The organism is Desulfoferula mesophila (assembly GCF_037076455.1).
GTDB classification, from domain to species: Bacteria; Desulfobacterota; Desulfarculia; order Desulfarculales; family Desulfarculaceae; genus Desulfoferula; species Desulfoferula mesophila.
In genome coordinates, this window is record NZ_AP028679.1 from 3,648,912 (window position 1) to 3,664,520 (window position 15,609).

Below are 15,609 nucleotides of genomic sequence, written 5' to 3' on the forward strand. Positions count from 1 at the left end.
AGTTCGCCGTTTATTCACACAAATTTAGTTGCTAATTTATATGATATTAATTTCATTTACTTTTTAATGTGCCACTTATCGCTTGCCTTTTGAATTTATTACAAGGTAAAAACACATAGAACATCGTTCGGTAGCTATACAACACCGGACACGAGGCCTTGCCCGGCAGCAGGGCCTTGAGGAGCGTCTTCCAAGGGGGAAGGCGCATGACACCTAGGAGAAAACGGAGAAAACATCATGAAGAAGCTGATTACTATTTTGGTGGCGTTGGCGGCCATGCTGGCCGTCGCCGTCCCGGCCATGGCTGCGGCTGCGCCGAGCTACACTTTTGAGATGGCCGCTCGTATGCTGACCGACATCGGATGGCAGCAGCAAAGCGCCGAGCAGACCCGCAACGGCGAGACCTCCGTGGGCAGTTGGTTCGTCAACGTGCCCGGCCACAGCTACCTGCGGGCCCGCTTTTACAGCGTGGACAAGAACGTGGGTGGCCGCATCGAGTTGGGCCTGAAGTCCCTCAACGGCTCCGCCACCACCAGCCTGCGTTACGCCTACGGCTACTGGCGCGTGGGCAACTGCCGGATCCTGGCCGGCCAGACCGACAACTGGTTCGGCTCCTCGGCCTACGCTCCCAAGCAGTACGTGGGTCTCAGCGAGAACTCGCACCTGCTGATGTTCGGTTGGGGCTTCGTGTGGCCCGGCCGTATCCCCCAGGTGCAGTTCACCTACAACACCGAGCAGTGGGGCATCCAGTTCGCCCTGGAGCAGCCCAGCAGCGCCTCCGACACCTTCTGGGACGGCACCGTCATTCCGGCCGCCACCCAGGACTTCTACTACCAGGTGCCCCGCATGAGCTTGACCGCTATGTTCAAGTTCGGCGCCTTCATGACCAGCCCCGGCGTCATGTGGAGCCAGCACCAGTATGAGCAGGGCGACGACCTTGGCTTCGGCGAGAACTGGGACACCTGGGCCATCGTGTTGCCCGCCAAGTACACCGCCGGCGCCTTCACCCTGAAGTTCCAGGCGCACTACGGCCAGAACTTCTGGGGTGAGATTCCCTTCTACACCAAGGACACCACCGCTCCCAAGGTCAACGCCAGCGGCGAGGTCGAGGACACCATCGTCTACGGCGGTCTGCTGGCCGGCGAGTACACCATCGGCAAGATCATGATCACCGGTGGCTTCGGCTACGAGAACTTCCAGAACGACCAGTGGAGCACTGGCGGCGGCGACGACAGCATCAGCCGCTGGGGCGCCTTCGTGGCCGTGCCCTACCAGTTCACCAAGAACTTCGGTATCCACCCCGAGTTCAGCTACTACGACTACGACAAGAACTCCGACGGCACCGACGCCGGCAACGAGTGGTTGCTGGGTGTCCAGTTCCGCTTCATCTTCTAAGACGATCCTGAACGCCTAAATAGCGCCCAAAGCGGCCGGGGCCTCGCGCCCCGGCCGCTTTTTTGCCCCCACCGCCTCGCCCGCCACCGGACAATCCTCCCAGGCCCCCGCCCATCCGCGGCAGGCGCCCTCATCCTTTTTGTTTAAGCTTATTAATAAAAAATGTTAATTAGTCACATATTATTGGTGCCTAATCATTTATATGATTGTTTTTACTGTTAAATAAATTATTAAATTTTCTGCTTGCAATTTGAAATAAATGAGAGATATATAACATAAGACTTTTGTTCAGTAGCTATACAATACTGGACACAAGGCCCCGTTCGGCAGCGGGGCCTTGGGAGGCGCCCTCGATGGTGGGGGCGCATACCATCAAGGAGAAAACGGAGAAAACATCATGAAGAAGCTATTGACTATTTTGGTGGCGCTGGCGGCCATGCTGGCCATCGCCGCCCCGGCCATGGCGGCGGAAGCGCCGAGCTACACCTTTGACATGGCCGCTCGTATGCTGACCGACATCGGCTGGCAGCAGCAAAGCGCCGAGCAGACCCGCAACGGCGAGACCTCCGTGGGCGGCTGGTTCGTCAACTTGCCTGGGCACAGCTACCTGCGGGCCCGCTTTTACAGCGTGGACAAGAACGTGGGTGGCCGCATCGAGTTGGGCCTGAAGTCCCTCAACGGCTCCGCCACCACCAGCCTGCGTTATGCCTACGGCTACTGGCGCGTGGGCAACTGCCGCATCCTGGCCGGCCAGACCGACAACTGGTTCGGCTCCTCGGCCTACGCTCCCAAGCAGTACGTGGGTCTCAGCGAGAACTCGCACCTGTTGATGTTCGGCTGGGGCTTCGCGTGGGGTGGTCGTATCCCCCAGGCGCAAATCACCTACAGCACCGAGCAGTGGGGCGTGCAGTTCGCGGTGGAGCAGCCCACCAGCGCTTCCGACTCCTTCTGGGAAGGCACCATCATTCCGGCCGCCACCCAGGACTTCTACTATCAGGTGCCCCGCATGAGCTTGACCGGTATGTTCAAGTTCGGCGCCTTCATGACCAACCCCGGCGTCATGTGGAGCCAGCACCAGTATGAGCAGGGTGACAACATCGGCTTCGGCGAGAACTGGGACACCTGGGCCATCGTGCTGCCCGTCAAGTTCAGCGCCGGCGCCTTCACCGCCAAGTTCCAGGCTCACTACGGCCAGAACTTCTTCGGTGAGATTCCCTTCTACACCAAGGACACCACCGCTCCCACGGTCAACGCCAGTGGCGAGGTCGAGGACACCATCATCTACGGTGGCCTGCTGGCCGGCGAATACACCATCGGCAAGCTCATGATCACCGCGGGTTTCGGCTACGAGAACTTCCAGAACGACCAGTGGAGCACCGGCGGCGGCGATGACAGCATCGAGCGCTGGGGCGCCTTTGTGGCCGTGCCCTACCAGTTCACCCAGAACTTCGGTATCCACCCCGAGTTCGCCTACTACGACTACGACAAGAACTCCGACGGCACCGATGCCGGCAACGAGTGGCTGCTAGGCGTTCAGTTCCGCTTCATCTTCTAAGCTCGACCAACCAGTCTAGAACTGAACGACCGAGGCCGGGGCCCAGCGCCCCGGCCTCTTTTTCTTGGCGTTGCGGCCTAGGCCGGCCAGCGCAGCCAGAGCCAGGCCGCGGCCATCCCCAGGGTGAGCAGAGTGACCGGCGCCCCCACGCTGGCGTGCTGGCCCCAGGATACCCGCACCCCCAGGCGCGCGGCCTGCTCCACCACGATGATGTTGGCGATGGAGCCCACGATGAACAGGTTGCCCGCCAGGGTGGAGGACAACGCCAGCACCGCCCCCCCTCCCGGTGCGGTGGCCGAAGGCAACAGCAGCATCACCGCCGGAACGTTGGACACCAGGTTGGACAGCAGGGCGCACAGGGCGAAAAGCCAGGCCGATTGAGCCAGGTCCACCCCCATGGCGGCCAAGCCCCCGGTAAGGCGCGCCAAAAGGCCCGACTGGGCCAGACCGTAATTGACCACGAACAGGCCGATGAACAGCACCAGCAGGGGCCAGTCCACCAGGCCCAGGATGCGGCCGGTGTTCATACGGCGCGAACAGAGCAGAAGGCCCGCCCCGGCCAGGGCCGCCGCCTCGCGGGGCCAGGGGCTGAACAAAAAGGCCCCCACCAGGCTCAGCAGCACCGCCGCGCCCTTGAGGGTCTGCCAAAGCTCGAAGGGCGGGGTCTCCAACCGGGGGACCGGAGTGGACCCCCGCCAACGGCCCCGAAAGCTCAGGGCCACCACCAGCCACACCGCGGCCAAGCCGGCCCCGGCCGGGAGCAGGGCGTCGGCCAGGTAGCCGGCAAAGGGCACCCCCAACACCTGGCCGATGAGCATGTTCTGGGGATTACCGATGAGGGTGGCCGCGGAGCCCACGTTGGCGGCGCAGGCCAGGCCCAGCAGATAGGGCACCGGGTTCAGGCCCCGCCGGGCGCAAAGCTCCACCAGGACGGGGGCCATGGCCAAGCAAACGATGTCATTGGCCAAAAGCGATGACAGTACCCCGGCGACGGCCACGATCTGGGCCAAAAGCACGACCGGGGAATGGTGCAGCCGGGCCAGGCGGCGCACCACCCAGGTGTAGAAACCGCCCAGGCGCAGTTGGGTCGATACGATCATCAGGCCGAACAAGAGGGCCAGGGTGGGTAGATCCACCGCCAGGCCCACCCGCTCCATGGGCACTTCCCCGGTGGCCACCAGGACGATGGCCCCCAAGAGGGCCACTCCGGTGCGGTCCAAGGCCAGGCCGGGAATCCGCCCCAGGAACATGCCCAGGTATACCAGGAACACCACCGCCGCAATCAAGCCGCTCATGCCGCCGCGCCCTGGGCTCGCCGCCCGCCCTCAAGCTTGTTTACAAAGACCCAGGGCCAGCCAACCCCCGGCGCGCCGCCGGGCCTGCGCCACCAGCCCCAACCCCTCAAAAAAGCGGATTATATCCTCATCAGCCTCTTCGCGAAAGCCGCTGGCCACCAGCCAGGCCCCAGGCATCAGGGCCCGGACCAGAGTGGGGCCGGCCAGTTTGAGGATGGGCCCCGGCAGGTTGGCCGCCACCAGGGCGCAGGGCCCGGCCAGGGCCCGGTGGTCGGCCAGGGCGAAGCCCACCAGGGGGCCGGCCAGGGGATTGAGGGCCTGGTTGCGGGCCGTGGCCCGGCGGCTGGCCGGGTCCGGGTCCAGGGCCAGCACCGGCCTCTCGGTCTTGAGGGCCAGGGCCAAAGCCAGCACGCCGGTGCCCGCCCCCACGTCCGCCGCCGGGCCGGAAGGCAAACGGCCATGCTCCCCGGCCGCCAGACGGGCCAGCAACTCCAGGTTGAGCAGGGTGCTGGGGTGATCGCCCGCCCCGAAGGCGGTTCCAGGATCGATAATCAATATTTTTTTCGTTGCCCTGATACCCATCCAGGCCGGCGCCAAGGCCAGGCCCGGACCCAAGGGAATGGGCCGGGAAGAACACCAGGCCTGGGCCGGATCCGGGGCCTGGATAAGCTGGGTGCGGGGCGGGTCCAGGCGTTGTTCCCTGGCCAGGTCCTCCAGTCGCTGGGCCAAGCCATCTACCTGTGACCACAGGGAAATCATCTCCGGTCCCTGCTGCATCAGCTTGAGGGCGCCCGCTTGGCGCAGCCGGCGCCCCAGGGCCCGGCCCTCCTGGGCCGTGGGCAGATGAAAACGGGCCTCCAGCCAGGCATCGGGGCTCATGAGACTGCCCCCTGCCGGCCCCCGGCCACCCCCCTCAAGTGAGGAATTTCACACCAAAATAGTAGAAAAATCAATTTGGCCACTTGCGAAAGGCCTTTTCAATTGCCATATTCTATGACATAGAGATGAACTCTAGAAAGTTCCCAGTACGGAAAGGATACATCATGGTCGAAGTTACCCCCGCGGCCAGCAAAGCCATCCAGGGCTTTATGAAGGAAAAGGATCTGGACCAGCCCTTGCGGGTTTTCCTGCAAAGCGGCGGCTGAGGTGGCCCCAGCCTGCGCTTGGTTCTGGATGAACCAAAGGAAAACGACGACAAGTACGAGGTTGACGGTCTGACCTACCTTATCGACAAGGATCTGTCCTCCAACAGCGGCAAGATCACGGTGGACTTCGTGGACAACGGCTGGCAACAGGGCTTCACGGTAAACGCCGAGAAACCCCTGGTCTCCGAGGGCGACAGTTGCTCCACCAGCGGCGGCTGCTCCAGCTGCGGTCACTAGATATAAGACCTGCATAATCCGGAGGCGGGCCTCATTGCCCGTCTCCGGGATATTTTCAGGGATGCAAGGCGGCCAACTGGCTCCGCAAATCCCCCGCGGAGTTGCCTGCTTTTTCCAAGGCCCCGTCGATGGCCGCCAGGCAGGACTTGATCACCGGGTTTAGGGGACGGCTGCGCCCCAGGGCCGCCCGCAGGGTGGCCAGGTCCGCCTTGAGGTCTCTGGCGGCGGTGGGGCCCAGATCCAGGCTCCAGCCGGCGATGCGATTCAAAAGCGCCTCCAGGTCCGGGGCCTTTTCGGCCTCTGCCGCGCCCTGCAATTCCTCGCCGCCCTTGGCGGTCAGGCGTATGGCCCCGCTGAGGCTGGCCATCTCCAGATAGCCCTGGTCCATCAGCTCCAGGCTCAGGCTTTCCGTGGCCCCCCGGTCCAGGCCCACCGTCTCGCCGGCGCTCCACATGTTGGCCTTGTCCCCGGCGGCGGCTACGGCCCTGAGGAACTCCAAGTTTTTTACCTCATCCATGGTTTCTCCCGCTGGTTGTGGCTCCCACGGCGCATCCCCGCCCCTTGGCCCATGCCGGGCCTATAACGGGGGCCTGTGCTATATTTACACTACTTAGGCCGACTTACCAAAGCAAAGGATTATCCGCCCTTGCCCTCCTCCACCTGGCCCCTGGCCCAACATCATCGCGCCCTGCTGGACGCCGAAACCGGCGCGGTGGTCAAGGACCCCGGCGGGCGGCTCAACGTGGCCCTGATCTTTCCCAACACCTACCAGGTGGGCATGGCCAACCTGGGCCTGCACGCCATCTACCGCATCATCAATCAGCGCTCGGACGCCCTGTGCGAGCGGGCCTTTTTGCCGGGCCGGGCCGAGGAGCCCCTCTACGCCAAGAGCGGCGCCCCCCTGCTCACCCTGGAGTCCTCGCGGCCGGTGGCCTCCTTCGACCTGGTGCTGGCCAGCCTTTGCTTTGAAAACGACGCCCCCAACCTCATCAAGATGCTGGCCCACGCCGGGCTGGGCACCCGCCGGGCCTCGCGGCGGGGCCCCTGGGTGGTGGCGGGGGGGGTCTATCCCATGCTCAACCCCGAGCCCCTGGCCGAGGTGATGGACGCCTTTGTGCTGGGCGAGGCCGAGGTGGTGCTGGAGCCCTTTTTGGAGGCCTTCACGGCCCTGGGCGGCCTAGGCCAGGAAGAGGCCCTGCGCGCCATGGCCCAACGGGTGCCGGGCTTTTACGCCCCCTCGCTCTACCAGGCCGCCTACGCCCCGGACGGCACCCTGGCCTCCTTTACCCCGGAAGAGGGCCTGCCCCCCCAAGTGGCCGCTCCCAAGTACCGGGGCCCGGCGGCGGGCCTGGCCCGCAGCGTCATCAGCGCCCCGGGGGTGGAGTTCGGGGAAATGACCCTCATCGAGGTGGGCCGGGGTTGCGGCCACGGCTGCCGTTTCTGCGCCGCCGGGCACATCTATCGCCCGCCCCGCCTGGGCCAGGCATCCGACTTCGCGCCCCTGGCCCTGGCCACCGCGGCCCAAGGCGGCAAGCTGGGCCTGGTCTCGGCGGCGGTGAGCGACATCGAGGACGTGGCCAGATTGGCGGGGGAGATCGTGGCCGCCGGGGGCAGCCTGTCGGTGTCCAGCCTCCGGGCCGACCGCCTGAGCCCGGAGCTGGCCGCGGCCCTGGCCGCCAGCCGCCACCAGACCGTGGCCCTGGCCCCGGAGGCGGGCAGCCAGCGGCTGCGCGACATCATCAACAAGCACCTGGACCAGGACGACCTGGGCCGGGCGGTGGAGACCCTGATCAGCGCCGGGGTGCCCAACCTGCGCCTCTACTTCATGGTGGGCCTGCCCGGCGAACAGGAGGGGGACATCGACGAGCTCATCGACCTGGTGCGTTCCCTGCGCCAGCAGGTGGTGAGCTTCTCCCGGGCCAAGGGGCACCTGGGGCGGGTGACCGTGAGCCTCAACGCCTTTGTGCCCAAGCCCTTCACCCCCTTCCAGTGGGAGCCCATGGCCCCGCTGAAGCTCATCAAGGCGCGGGTCAAGAAGGTGCAAAAGGCCCTGGCCGGGGCGGCCAACCTCAAGGTGATCAGCGACGTGCCCAAGTACGCCCGTTTGCAGGCGGTGCTGGCCCGGGGCGACCGCCGCCTCACCCCCCTGCTGGAGATATTGGCCCAGGGGCTGCCCGCCGAGAGGGCCTACGGCGAAGCCGGCGTGGACCCGGAGTTTTTCGCCCACCGCCGGCGGGAAAAGGACGAGCTTTTACCCTGGGACTTTATTGACCACGGCATAAGCCGCGACTATCTTTGGAATGAGGCCGAGCGGTCCCGGACCCAAAAACAAAGCCCGGTCTGCGCACCGGACACCTGCCGCCGCTGCGGCGCATGCTCCTGAGGAATAATGGCTAACCAGACCCCCCCCAGCCCCGCTCCAGGGCCCGCCGCCCTGTTGAAACTGGCCCAGGACGACCCCCGCCGGGCCGAGGCCGTGTGGCACGGCCTTAGCCGCGAACAGCGCCTGCGCACCGTGCTGGCCGCCAAGGGCGTGGAGCGCGAGCGCCTCATCGTCCTGGCCGCCGACAGCCGGGAGCTCGCCCAACAGCTGCCCCCGGACGAGTTCGCCACCACCGTCCTGGAGGTGGGCCCCGAGGACGCCGGGGCGCTCATCGAGCTGTGCAGCGACGAGCAGCTGACCTACCTGTTGGACCTCACCGGCTGGTGGAAGGAAAACTTCGCCCCGGAGCGCTACCAGATCTGGCTGCCCATGATCCTGGACGCCGGGGCCAAGCGCCTGCAGCGCTGGCTGGCCAACACCGACATGGAGGTGCTGGCCCTGCTGCTGCGCCATTGGGTGCGCATCGTCAAGTTTTTGCCCAGCCAGGAGCAGCAGGAGCCGCCCGACGATCTGCCCGAGTTCACCATCGACGGGGTGTATTTCTTCGAGTTCGTGGACCCCAAGGTCCAGGGCTTCGTGGCCCAGGTGTTGGTGCTGCTAAAGAGCGAGATGCCCGAGGCCTACTACCGGACCCTGGAGGCCGCCCTGTGGGAGCAGACGGCCGAGCTGCAGGAATACGCCAACCGCTGGCGCTCCGGCCGCCTGGCCGATCATGGCTTCCCCACCCGCCTGGAGGCCCTGGAGCTGTGGGCCGCCCCGGCGCCGGGGGAGAGCGCCTGGCAAGACCTGCCCCCCAAGGCCTCGGTCACCGAGCGCGCCGCGCCCCGCTCCGACCGCCTGAGCGCCATGTTGCCCGAGCAGGAATTTTTGCCCGCCTTGGCCGGGGAGCTCACCGGCGAGGCCGGGGACCTGCTGCGGGCGGAGTTGGCCTACATCGCCTCCTGCGGGGTGGCCGCCCTGGAGGCCGACCCGGCCCACCCCGAGGAGGTGGAGCGGGCGGCCCGCGAAAGCCTGGGCCTGGTCAACCTGGGCCTGGGGGTGCTCTCGGGGGGCGATCCGGTCAAGGCCCGCGAGGTGGTGAGCCGCCTGAGCCTGGCCGCCCTGGCCCGCCAGGGCGCGGCGGCCGTGCGGGATCTGAACCGCCGGGCCTGGGCCCTGGCCAAGGAGGGCTGGCTGAGCCGGATGCCCACCGGCCTGCACATCCTGGAGCCGCCCCTGGACCGCTGGCTGGCCGGGCTCGTCTACGCCCGACCCCGCTGCTACGACCCCAATCTGGGGCAAAACCGCGAGTACCGGGCCTTCATCAACCTGGCCGATGTGGAGACGGCGGACAGCGCCATCAAGCAGGCCGCCTTCTGGGGCACTTTGCTCTTGGAGCTTTTGGCCCTGAAGGTCGAAGACATCCGCGGGCTCTACCAGGGCGAGCACCTCTCGCCCGAGGACCCCACCGACATCAAGCTGAGCCACGTGCTGGGCACCTGGCTGGCCCGCCGCGAGCTGGGGCTGGAGGGCCTGGCCCCCATACCGGCGGCGCGCCTGCGCGAGGCGGTCACCGCCCTGCAAAAGGCTCTCAAGCACGGCCTGGAGGACGAACTGGCCGAGTCGCTGCGCGCCCTGCCCGACCCGGCCCAGGCCTCCCTGGCCGGGCGCGCCCTGCGGGGGGTCTTGCAGCACCTGAGCCTGGAGCTGGCCCGTCTGGACCCCGAGGGCGAGATGGACCCGCGCTTCATCGCCGGATTGGTGGTGGAGGCGTGAGGGACGAGGCCACCCAGATCAGCCAGGTGCGGCGCATCTTCAACCAGGTGGTGCCGGTCTACGACCTGCTCAACCACGTGCTCAGCGCGGGGCAAGACCTGCACTGGCGCGATTTCACCGCCCGGGCCATGCGCCTGGGGCCGGGGGCCAAGGTCTTGGACGTGGCCACCGGCACCGGCGACCTGGCCCTGGCCGAGGCCGCCCTGCCCCAGAAGCCCCTGGTGGTGGGTCTGGACCTGGTGCCGGCCATGCTGGGCCCGGCCAAGGCCAAGGTGGCCCGCCGGGGAGCCCGGGTGCGGCTCATGGCCGGGGACGGCACCGCCCTGCCCTTTGCCGCGGCCACCTTCGACGCGGTGAGCATCGCCTTCGGCATCCGCAACATCCCCCGCAGGGTGGCGGCCCTGACCGAGGTGCGCCGGGTGCTGCGGCCGGGCGGGCGGGTCTACGTGCTGGAGTTCACCACCCCCCAGCGGCCCCTGGTGCGCCGCTTGTACCGGCGCTACCTCATGCACCTGTTGCCCAAGATCGGGGGGCTGATCTCCGGCGACGAGTTCGGCTACCGTTACCTGGCCGAGACCATCATGGAATTCCCCACCCCGGCCGCCTTCCGGCAGGAGATGGCCGAGGCCGGGCTGGTGGCGCCGCGCAGCCATGCCCTCACCAAGGGCGTGGCCTGGCTGCACGTGGCCGAGCGACCGCTGTAGGGATTTACGAAAGACTAGATGGGGCGGGGCACCACGCTGACCTTCTTGTCCAACACCTTGCCGTAGAGGCGCACCGCCTCCTCCAGATAGTCGGCAAAGGGCACGCGGTGCCGAGCGGCCTTGTTGCGGGCGCGCTCCAGGGCTTCGGCGTCCATGACCAGGTAGGCCGCCACCCGCAGGGGTTCCTTTTCCTTGGCGAGGTTGTTTTTGGCCATGGCTTTGTGTAGCTCCCCAAGAGTGCTAAATTGATCGCCAGGGGGCCGTGGCGGCCCTTGGGGAGAGTATAACATGGAGTTGATTTTTCTGGGCACCGGCGGGGCCTGGGGCCTGCCGGAGCACCGCTGCCCCTGCGCCACCTGCCGCCATCTGCGCGCCATCGGCGAAAGCCGCACCCGCACCAGCCTGTGGCTCGACGGCCCGGCCCGTCTGCTCATCGACCCCGGACCGGACCTGCGGGCCCAGCTCATGCGCGAGGACCTGCCCCGGCCCGACGCGGTGCTCATCACCCACGAGCACGGCGACCACTATCTAGGCCTGGACGAACTCTTGTGCTTCCGCCGGGCCGTGCCGCCGGGGGACTGGCAACCCATCCCGGTCTACGCCACGGCCTCGGCCTGGGAGCAGATCGAGCCCCGTTTCGGCTACCTGTTGGGCAGCCTTCTGGAAAAGCGCCTGGCCGTGCCGGGGGAGGAACTCATTGGCTCGCCCTTTGGCCCCGCGCTGGCCGCCCGCCCGGTAAAAACCTATCACGGCGCCATGGCTAAGGGCGCGGTGGGCTACGTGCTCACCCTGGCCACCGATCAGGGTCCCCTGCGCCTGGGCTACACCAGCGACCTGCTGCGGGTGGAGGCCCCCCAGGGCTTCGCGGGCCTGGACCTCCTTGTGTGCCAGAGCCACTTCGTGCACGAGCCCCAGGAGAACCGGGCCAACCACCTGAGCCTGCAACGGGCCTTGCCGCTGCTCGCCGCCTGGCGACCGAAGCGGGTCTACCTGGCCCACCTCTCCTGTCAGGACTTCGTCCCCGGCGACGAGCCCGCCAACGCCATCCTTAAAAAATACGCTCCCGGCGATCCCCTCAAGGACCCCAAAGGCGAGCCCTATCCCGTACCCCGCGACCAGGCCTCCTGGCAGGCCCTGGCCCAGCGGGTCTTCGCGGACCAGGGCCTGGGCATGCCGGTAACCGTGGCCCACGACGGGCTCCGGGTACCCCTGCCATGAGGCGCGCGGCGATATCCCGAGGCGGCGCGTTCCTGCTGTGCCTGCTCTGCCTGGCCCTGCCGGCCCGGGCCGGGGGCTTCAGCGCCGAGGTGGCCCGGGTCAACGACGGCGACACCCTCACCATCCACTATCAGGGCAAGACCGAACTGGTGCGCTTCATCGGGGTGGACGCGCCGGAGACGTCCCACAGCAAGTCCCTGGCCCGCAAGGCCAAGAACGCCGGGCGCAGCGCCACCCAGGAGGCCCAGGCGGGCGCGGCCAGCCGCCAGGCCCTGCTAAAGATGGTGGCGGTGGGCGACACGGTGCGCCTCAAGGAAGGGCGGCCCCAGAGCCACAAGCGCGACCGTTACGGCCGCCTGCTGGCCTTCGTGTATATCGCCGACGGGCGGATGCTCAACCAGGAGATGATCGCCCAGGGCTGGGCCAAGGCCTACCGGTCCTTTAATTACCGGCACAAAAGCGCCTTCATGAATGCGGAAAGCGAGGCCCGCTGGGAGCGGCGGGGGCTGTGGGCCCCTGGAGAGGCCTATTATCTGGAACGCAGGACCGGGGACACCCCCTTCAGGCTCAACTCCAAGCCGTAGTTGGCCGCCACCTCAACGGCCGGGCGGCCCAGCACCAAGTACAGCGCCTGGGGGCGGTAGCCGTAGCGCTCGGCGATGGCCTGGCGCAGGTGGTGATCCAGCTCCAAGAGGCTCAGGGCCGGAGCCTGATCCCTGCCCCGGGCCACCTGGGCCAGGGCCTGGTGCAGCGCCTCGGCGGGCAGCTTCACCTCGTACTCCTTGGCCAGGGCCAGGGCGGTGGGGTCGTCGGCCAAAAGTTCCGCCCGGCTCAGGCGGGGGCGCTCCTCCAGTTGCCCGGCGTGACGCCCGGACCAGCACTCCAGCCAGCGGCATTGCAAGGGACGCTGCTCGTAGATGCGGCAGCCGCCCCCTCCCAGCCAGGCGCAACTGCCACCCCGCTCCCGCAGCTTGATCAACTCCCGCTCCAGGGTTTGCAAGCCCCCCAGGCGGGCGGAGTGCACCCGCTCCCCGGCCCGCAGGGTGACCAGGCTCTCCCATCCCAGCCCGACGGCCTTGAGGCGGGGCAGGTCCTCGGCATAGAGGGTGGGGCTGGAGGCGCGGCAGCAGGTGGCGCAGCCCAGGCAGCGCTTTGCCCGGGCCAGGTCGGCCAGGCAGGCGGCCAGGCGGGCGGCCGGGGCCGCCTCGGCGATGAGCCCGGCTAGCGCGCGGTCGTGGCCCACGGCGCGGGCGGCGGCGGCCGAATCCACCCCCCTGGCCTCGGCCAGCAGAGCGGCGCAGGCCTGGGCCAGGGCGCCGGGCCCCGCCTGGCGGGCCCGCTCCAGCCGCTGGGTCATCTGTTGCTGGTCGGTCAAGCGTGCCTTCCCGGCCTAGCCCGCACGTCGCGCGAGAGCTAGACGTTGACCCCCAGGGCCCGCTCCACCAGGGCCCGCGAGCGGGCGAAGCACTGCTCCACCTCCTCCCCGCTCAGTCCGGCAAAGCGTCCCACCCTTTGGGCGTAGGCGTGGTCGATGAGATCGCGGGGGGCGTGGGAATCGGTGTTGATCACCAGGCCCGCCCCGGCGGCTCGCCCCAGGGAGGCCACCCGGCCGTTGCCCAGGCTGTGCCCGCCCCGGGCGCTGATCTCGAGCATAACCCCCTTGTCGGCGGCCAGGGCGCATTCCTCGGGGGTGATCATCCCCGGATGGGCCAGGATGTCCACCCCGGCCTCGATGGCCGCCCGGTTGGTGCCCGGCGCCACCGGCTCCACCGGGCTCTCGCCGTGCACCACCACGATCTGGGCCCCCATGGCCCGGGCCTTTTGGGTATAGGGGCCAATGAGCGCCGGCGGCAGGTGGGTCAGCTCCACCCCGGCCAGCAGGCGCATGGCGTGGTGGCGGTCCAACTCCGCCGCCGCGGCCAGCAGGCGGGGCAAAACCATCTCCAGGTTGCTCATGTCCGCGTGGTCGGTGAAGGCCAGGGCCTCCAGGCCCAAGACCTGGGCCCGCTGGGCCAGCTCGGCGGGCAGGAGCTCGCCGTCGCTGAACAAGGTGTGGGTGTGCAGATCGATCATTAGGGACTTCTCCGGGTGGGCCTGGTTACATCTTATATTTGCCGAAGTCCTCGGGGTCCATGGACTCCAGCAGGTCCTTCCACTCCTTGTCACCCTGGGCCGGGGACGCGGCGGCGGTGGCCAACACCTCCTCGGCCACCAAGATAGGAGCCTGGGCCCTGAGGGCCAGGGCGATGGCGTCCGAGGGCCGCGAGTCCACGGTGCTCACCTCTCCGGCGGCGTCCTGCAAATACAGTTGGGCGTAAAAGGTGTTGTCCTGGAGCGCGGTGACCTCCACCTTGAGAATCTTGCGGCCCATGTGGGTTATCAGGCTCAAGGCCAGGTCGTGGGTCATGGGCCGGGAAAAGGTTACCTTTTCCAGTTCGCTGGCAATGGCGGTGGCCTCCAGCAGGCCGATCCAGATGGGCAAGGTGCGCTCGCCGGTCAGCTCCTGCAAAATTATGATGGGGCTGTTGGTGGCCGGATCGATGGTCAATCCCTGTACCTTCATATGGATCATGCCGAAATTGCTCCTGGGGCCGGCAGCAGCTCACCGGCCAGAGAGTTTTCCCTTCCCTCGGTGATGCGCACCATCACCAGGCTCTCGGCCAACTCCGGCGTACCGGGAAAGTTGACCACCCGGCCGGCGCGCGTGCGCCCGCTCATGAGGCCCTCGCCGTGTCTGGCCGGGCCTTCCACCAACACCTCTTCCAGCTTGCCCGCCTGGGCCTGGTGCTCGGCCAGGCCGATCTCCCTTTGCAGGGCCTGCAACTCCACTAGGCGCTCGCTCTTGACCTCTTCCTCCAGCTGGTTCTCCAAACGGCCCGCCTTGGTGAAGGGCCGGTCGGAATACTTGAAGCTGTAGAGGAAATCGTAACGGACTTCCCTTAGCAGACTCAAGCTCTCTTCGAAATCCTGGCGGGTTTCTCCGGGGAAGCCCACGATGATGTCGCTGCCCAGGGCCACCGAGGGCACCTTTTGCCTAAGCAGGTTCACCTGCTCCAGATAGCGCTCCCTGGTGTAGCCCCGATTCATGGCCTTGAGCATGCGATTGCTGCCCGACTGGGCGGGCAGGTGCATCTGCTCCATCACCTTTTCCAGCCCGGCCATGGCCTCGATGAGGCTGGGGCTCAGGTCCTTGGGGTGGCTGGTGGTGAAGCGGATGCGCCAAAGCTCCGGCACGTCGTTGACTCGCCCCAGGAGCCCCGCGAAGTCCAGGCCGCCGTCCGGGTCGCGGTAGGAGTTAACGTTCTGGCCCAGCAGGGTTATTTCGCGCGCTCCCGCGGCCACCAAGGCGGCCACCTCCTCAAGCACCTCGCCGGCCGGCCGCGAGCGCTCCCGGCCCCGCACATAGGGCACCACGCAGTAGGAGCAGAAGTTGTCGCAACCGGTCATCACCGTGACCATGGCCCTGAGGCCGGGCTCGGCGGGCACGATGATCTGGGCCGGGGCCGAGGGCGGCCCCAGCTTGGTCAGGGCCTGGCGCTTGCCCTTGGCGGCCTGGGTCACCAGCTCGGGCAGGCGGTTCAGGGCGTCGGGGCCGAAGACGAAGTCCAGGTGGGGCAGGCGCCTCAGCAGCTTGTCGCCCTCTTGCTGGGCCACGCAGCCGCCCACCCCGATCAAAAGCCAGGGCTTCTCCCGCTTGAGGCGCTTGAGCTCGCCCACGTAGGAGTAAACCTTCTCCTCTGCCAGGCGGCGCACCGAGCAGGTATTGAGCACGATCAAATCGGCCGCTTCCGGCTCCGCCACCTGGGCGTAGCCCATCTCGGCCAGCATGCCCGCCATGCGCTTGGAATCATAGGCGTTCATCTGGCAGCCGAAGGTGCGCAGACAAACCTTTTTCTTGGTTTCTATCATACTAATATTCTAC

Annotated in this window: 16 protein-coding genes; 8 read left to right on the forward strand and 8 right to left on the reverse strand. The window is 67.2% G+C overall.

Features of this window, described 5'->3' with window-relative positions:
* Window positions 1–237: 237 nt before the first annotated feature.
* Together AACH32_RS16695 and AACH32_RS16700 are read left to right on the forward strand one after the other, a co-directional pair.
* On the forward strand, window positions 238–1,395 hold the full coding sequence (locus AACH32_RS16695; protein WP_338601969.1) for a hypothetical protein: 1,158 nt from the start codon (window positions 238–240) through the stop codon (window positions 1,393–1,395).
* Window positions 1,396–1,792: 397 nt separating this feature from the next.
* Window positions 1,793–2,950 (forward strand): hypothetical protein, encoded by a 1,158-nt coding sequence (locus AACH32_RS16700; RefSeq protein ID WP_338601971.1) that lies wholly within the window; start codon window positions 1,793–1,795, stop codon window positions 2,948–2,950.
* Between the two features lie 77 nt (window positions 2,951–3,027).
* Here the strand turns inward: AACH32_RS16700 and AACH32_RS16705 are convergent, their stop codons facing one another.
* On the reverse strand, window positions 3,028–4,245 hold the full coding sequence (locus AACH32_RS16705) for an anion transporter (protein ID WP_338601973.1): 1,218 nt from the start codon (window positions 4,243–4,245) through the stop codon (window positions 3,028–3,030).
* 30 nt (window positions 4,246–4,275) lie between these two features.
* Window positions 4,276–5,124 carry a 50S ribosomal protein L11 methyltransferase gene (locus AACH32_RS16710; RefSeq protein ID WP_338601976.1) on the reverse strand — a complete coding sequence of 283 codons (849 nt, stop codon included), beginning with the start codon at window positions 5,122–5,124 and terminating at the stop codon, window positions 4,276–4,278.
* Window positions 5,125–5,288: 164 nt separating this feature from the next.
* Here AACH32_RS16710 and AACH32_RS16715 point away from each other — a divergent pair, with 164 nt between their 5' ends.
* On the forward strand, window positions 5,289–5,627 hold the full coding sequence (locus tag AACH32_RS16715; protein WP_338601978.1) for an IscA/HesB family protein: 339 nt from the start codon (window positions 5,289–5,291) through the stop codon (window positions 5,625–5,627).
* 55 nt (window positions 5,628–5,682) lie between these two features.
* Here the strand turns inward: AACH32_RS16715 and AACH32_RS16720 are convergent, their stop codons facing one another.
* Window positions 5,683–6,144, reverse strand: coding sequence for a hypothetical protein (locus tag AACH32_RS16720; RefSeq protein ID WP_338601981.1), 462 nt, complete (start codon window positions 6,142–6,144; stop codon window positions 5,683–5,685).
* Between the two features lie 129 nt (window positions 6,145–6,273).
* Between AACH32_RS16720 and AACH32_RS16725 the strand changes: the two genes are divergently transcribed.
* From AACH32_RS16725 to AACH32_RS16735, 3 genes are read left to right on the forward strand one after another with little or no spacing between them, the layout of a single operon-like run.
* Window positions 6,274–8,010 (forward strand): radical SAM protein, encoded by a 1,737-nt coding sequence (locus AACH32_RS16725; protein WP_338601984.1) that lies wholly within the window; start codon window positions 6,274–6,276, stop codon window positions 8,008–8,010.
* Between the two features lie 6 nt (window positions 8,011–8,016).
* Window positions 8,017–9,765, forward strand: coding sequence for a DUF6178 family protein (locus tag AACH32_RS16730; RefSeq protein WP_338601987.1), 1,749 nt, complete (start codon window positions 8,017–8,019; stop codon window positions 9,763–9,765).
* Entirely contained in the window at window positions 9,762–10,469 is a 708-nt protein-coding gene (locus AACH32_RS16735; protein WP_338601989.1) for a ubiquinone/menaquinone biosynthesis methyltransferase, read from the forward strand. The genes AACH32_RS16730 and AACH32_RS16735 overlap by 4 nt, the downstream gene beginning before the upstream one ends.
* 14 nt (window positions 10,470–10,483) lie before the next feature.
* Here the strand turns inward: AACH32_RS16735 and AACH32_RS16740 are convergent, their stop codons facing one another.
* On the reverse strand, window positions 10,484–10,684 hold the full coding sequence (locus AACH32_RS16740) for a hypothetical protein (protein ID WP_338601991.1): 201 nt from the start codon (window positions 10,682–10,684) through the stop codon (window positions 10,484–10,486).
* A gap of 73 nt (window positions 10,685–10,757) precedes the next feature.
* On the opposite strand from AACH32_RS16740, the gene AACH32_RS16745 reads away from it, so the two are divergent.
* Together AACH32_RS16745 and AACH32_RS16750 are read left to right on the forward strand one after the other, a co-directional pair.
* A complete protein-coding gene (locus AACH32_RS16745) occupies window positions 10,758–11,687 on the forward strand; it encodes an MBL fold metallo-hydrolase (RefSeq protein ID WP_338601993.1) in 930 nt (309 codons plus the stop codon).
* Window positions 11,684–12,271, forward strand: a complete 588-nt coding sequence (locus AACH32_RS16750) for a thermonuclease family protein (RefSeq protein WP_338601995.1) — start codon at window positions 11,684–11,686, stop codon at window positions 12,269–12,271. The genes AACH32_RS16745 and AACH32_RS16750 overlap by 4 nt, the downstream gene beginning before the upstream one ends.
* On the opposite strand, the gene AACH32_RS16755 is transcribed toward AACH32_RS16750, so the two are convergent.
* Genes AACH32_RS16755 through miaB form a run of 4 tightly spaced genes read right to left on the reverse strand, consistent with a single transcriptional unit; the run spans window position 12,217 to window position 15,593 of the window.
* Window positions 12,217–13,062: a YkgJ family cysteine cluster protein gene (locus AACH32_RS16755; RefSeq protein ID WP_338601998.1), complete on the reverse strand. Its 846-nt coding sequence runs from the start codon at window positions 13,060–13,062 to the stop codon at window positions 12,217–12,219. The genes AACH32_RS16750 and AACH32_RS16755 overlap by 55 nt on opposite strands.
* 38 nt (window positions 13,063–13,100) lie before the next feature.
* The gene (locus AACH32_RS16760) at window positions 13,101–13,760 is read right to left on the reverse strand and encodes a histidinol phosphate phosphatase domain-containing protein (protein ID WP_338601999.1); all 660 of its coding nucleotides are present in this window, start codon (window positions 13,758–13,760) and stop codon (window positions 13,101–13,103) included.
* 25 nt (window positions 13,761–13,785) lie between these two features.
* Entirely contained in the window at window positions 13,786–14,259 is a 474-nt protein-coding gene (locus AACH32_RS16765; RefSeq protein WP_338602002.1) for a bifunctional nuclease family protein, read from the reverse strand.
* Entirely contained in the window at window positions 14,256–15,593 is a 1,338-nt protein-coding gene (gene miaB / locus AACH32_RS16770; protein WP_350341593.1) for a tRNA (N6-isopentenyl adenosine(37)-C2)-methylthiotransferase MiaB, read from the reverse strand. The genes AACH32_RS16765 and miaB overlap by 4 nt, the downstream gene beginning before the upstream one ends.
* Window positions 15,594–15,609 lie beyond the last annotated feature (16 nt).

What these genes read in the sequence shown, in the direction of transcription:
- AACH32_RS16765 (WP_338602002.1), bottom strand. Translation starts at nt 14,259, where the DNA reads ATGATCCATATGAAGGTACAGGGATTGACCATCGATCCGGCCACCAAC.
- AACH32_RS16740 (WP_338601991.1), bottom strand. Translation starts at nt 10,684, where the DNA reads ATGGCCAAAAACAACCTCGCCAAGGAAAAGGAACCCCTGCGGGTGGCG.
- AACH32_RS16750 (WP_338601995.1), top strand. Translation starts at nt 11,684, where the DNA reads ATGAGGCGCGCGGCGATATCCCGAGGCGGCGCGTTCCTGCTGTGCCTG.
- AACH32_RS16700 (WP_338601971.1), top strand. Translation starts at nt 1,793, where the DNA reads ATGAAGAAGCTATTGACTATTTTGGTGGCGCTGGCGGCCATGCTGGCC.
- AACH32_RS16705 (WP_338601973.1), bottom strand. Translation starts at nt 4,245, where the DNA reads ATGAGCGGCTTGATTGCGGCGGTGGTGTTCCTGGTATACCTGGGCATG.
- AACH32_RS16695 (WP_338601969.1), top strand. Translation starts at nt 238, where the DNA reads ATGAAGAAGCTGATTACTATTTTGGTGGCGTTGGCGGCCATGCTGGCC.
- AACH32_RS16720 (WP_338601981.1), bottom strand. Translation starts at nt 6,144, where the DNA reads ATGGATGAGGTAAAAAACTTGGAGTTCCTCAGGGCCGTAGCCGCCGCC.
- AACH32_RS16745 (WP_338601993.1), top strand. Translation starts at nt 10,758, where the DNA reads ATGGAGTTGATTTTTCTGGGCACCGGCGGGGCCTGGGGCCTGCCGGAG.
- AACH32_RS16760 (WP_338601999.1), bottom strand. Translation starts at nt 13,760, where the DNA reads ATGATCGATCTGCACACCCACACCTTGTTCAGCGACGGCGAGCTCCTG.
- AACH32_RS16710 (WP_338601976.1), bottom strand. Translation starts at nt 5,124, where the DNA reads ATGAGCCCCGATGCCTGGCTGGAGGCCCGTTTTCATCTGCCCACGGCC.
- AACH32_RS16730 (WP_338601987.1), top strand. Translation starts at nt 8,017, where the DNA reads ATGGCTAACCAGACCCCCCCCAGCCCCGCTCCAGGGCCCGCCGCCCTG.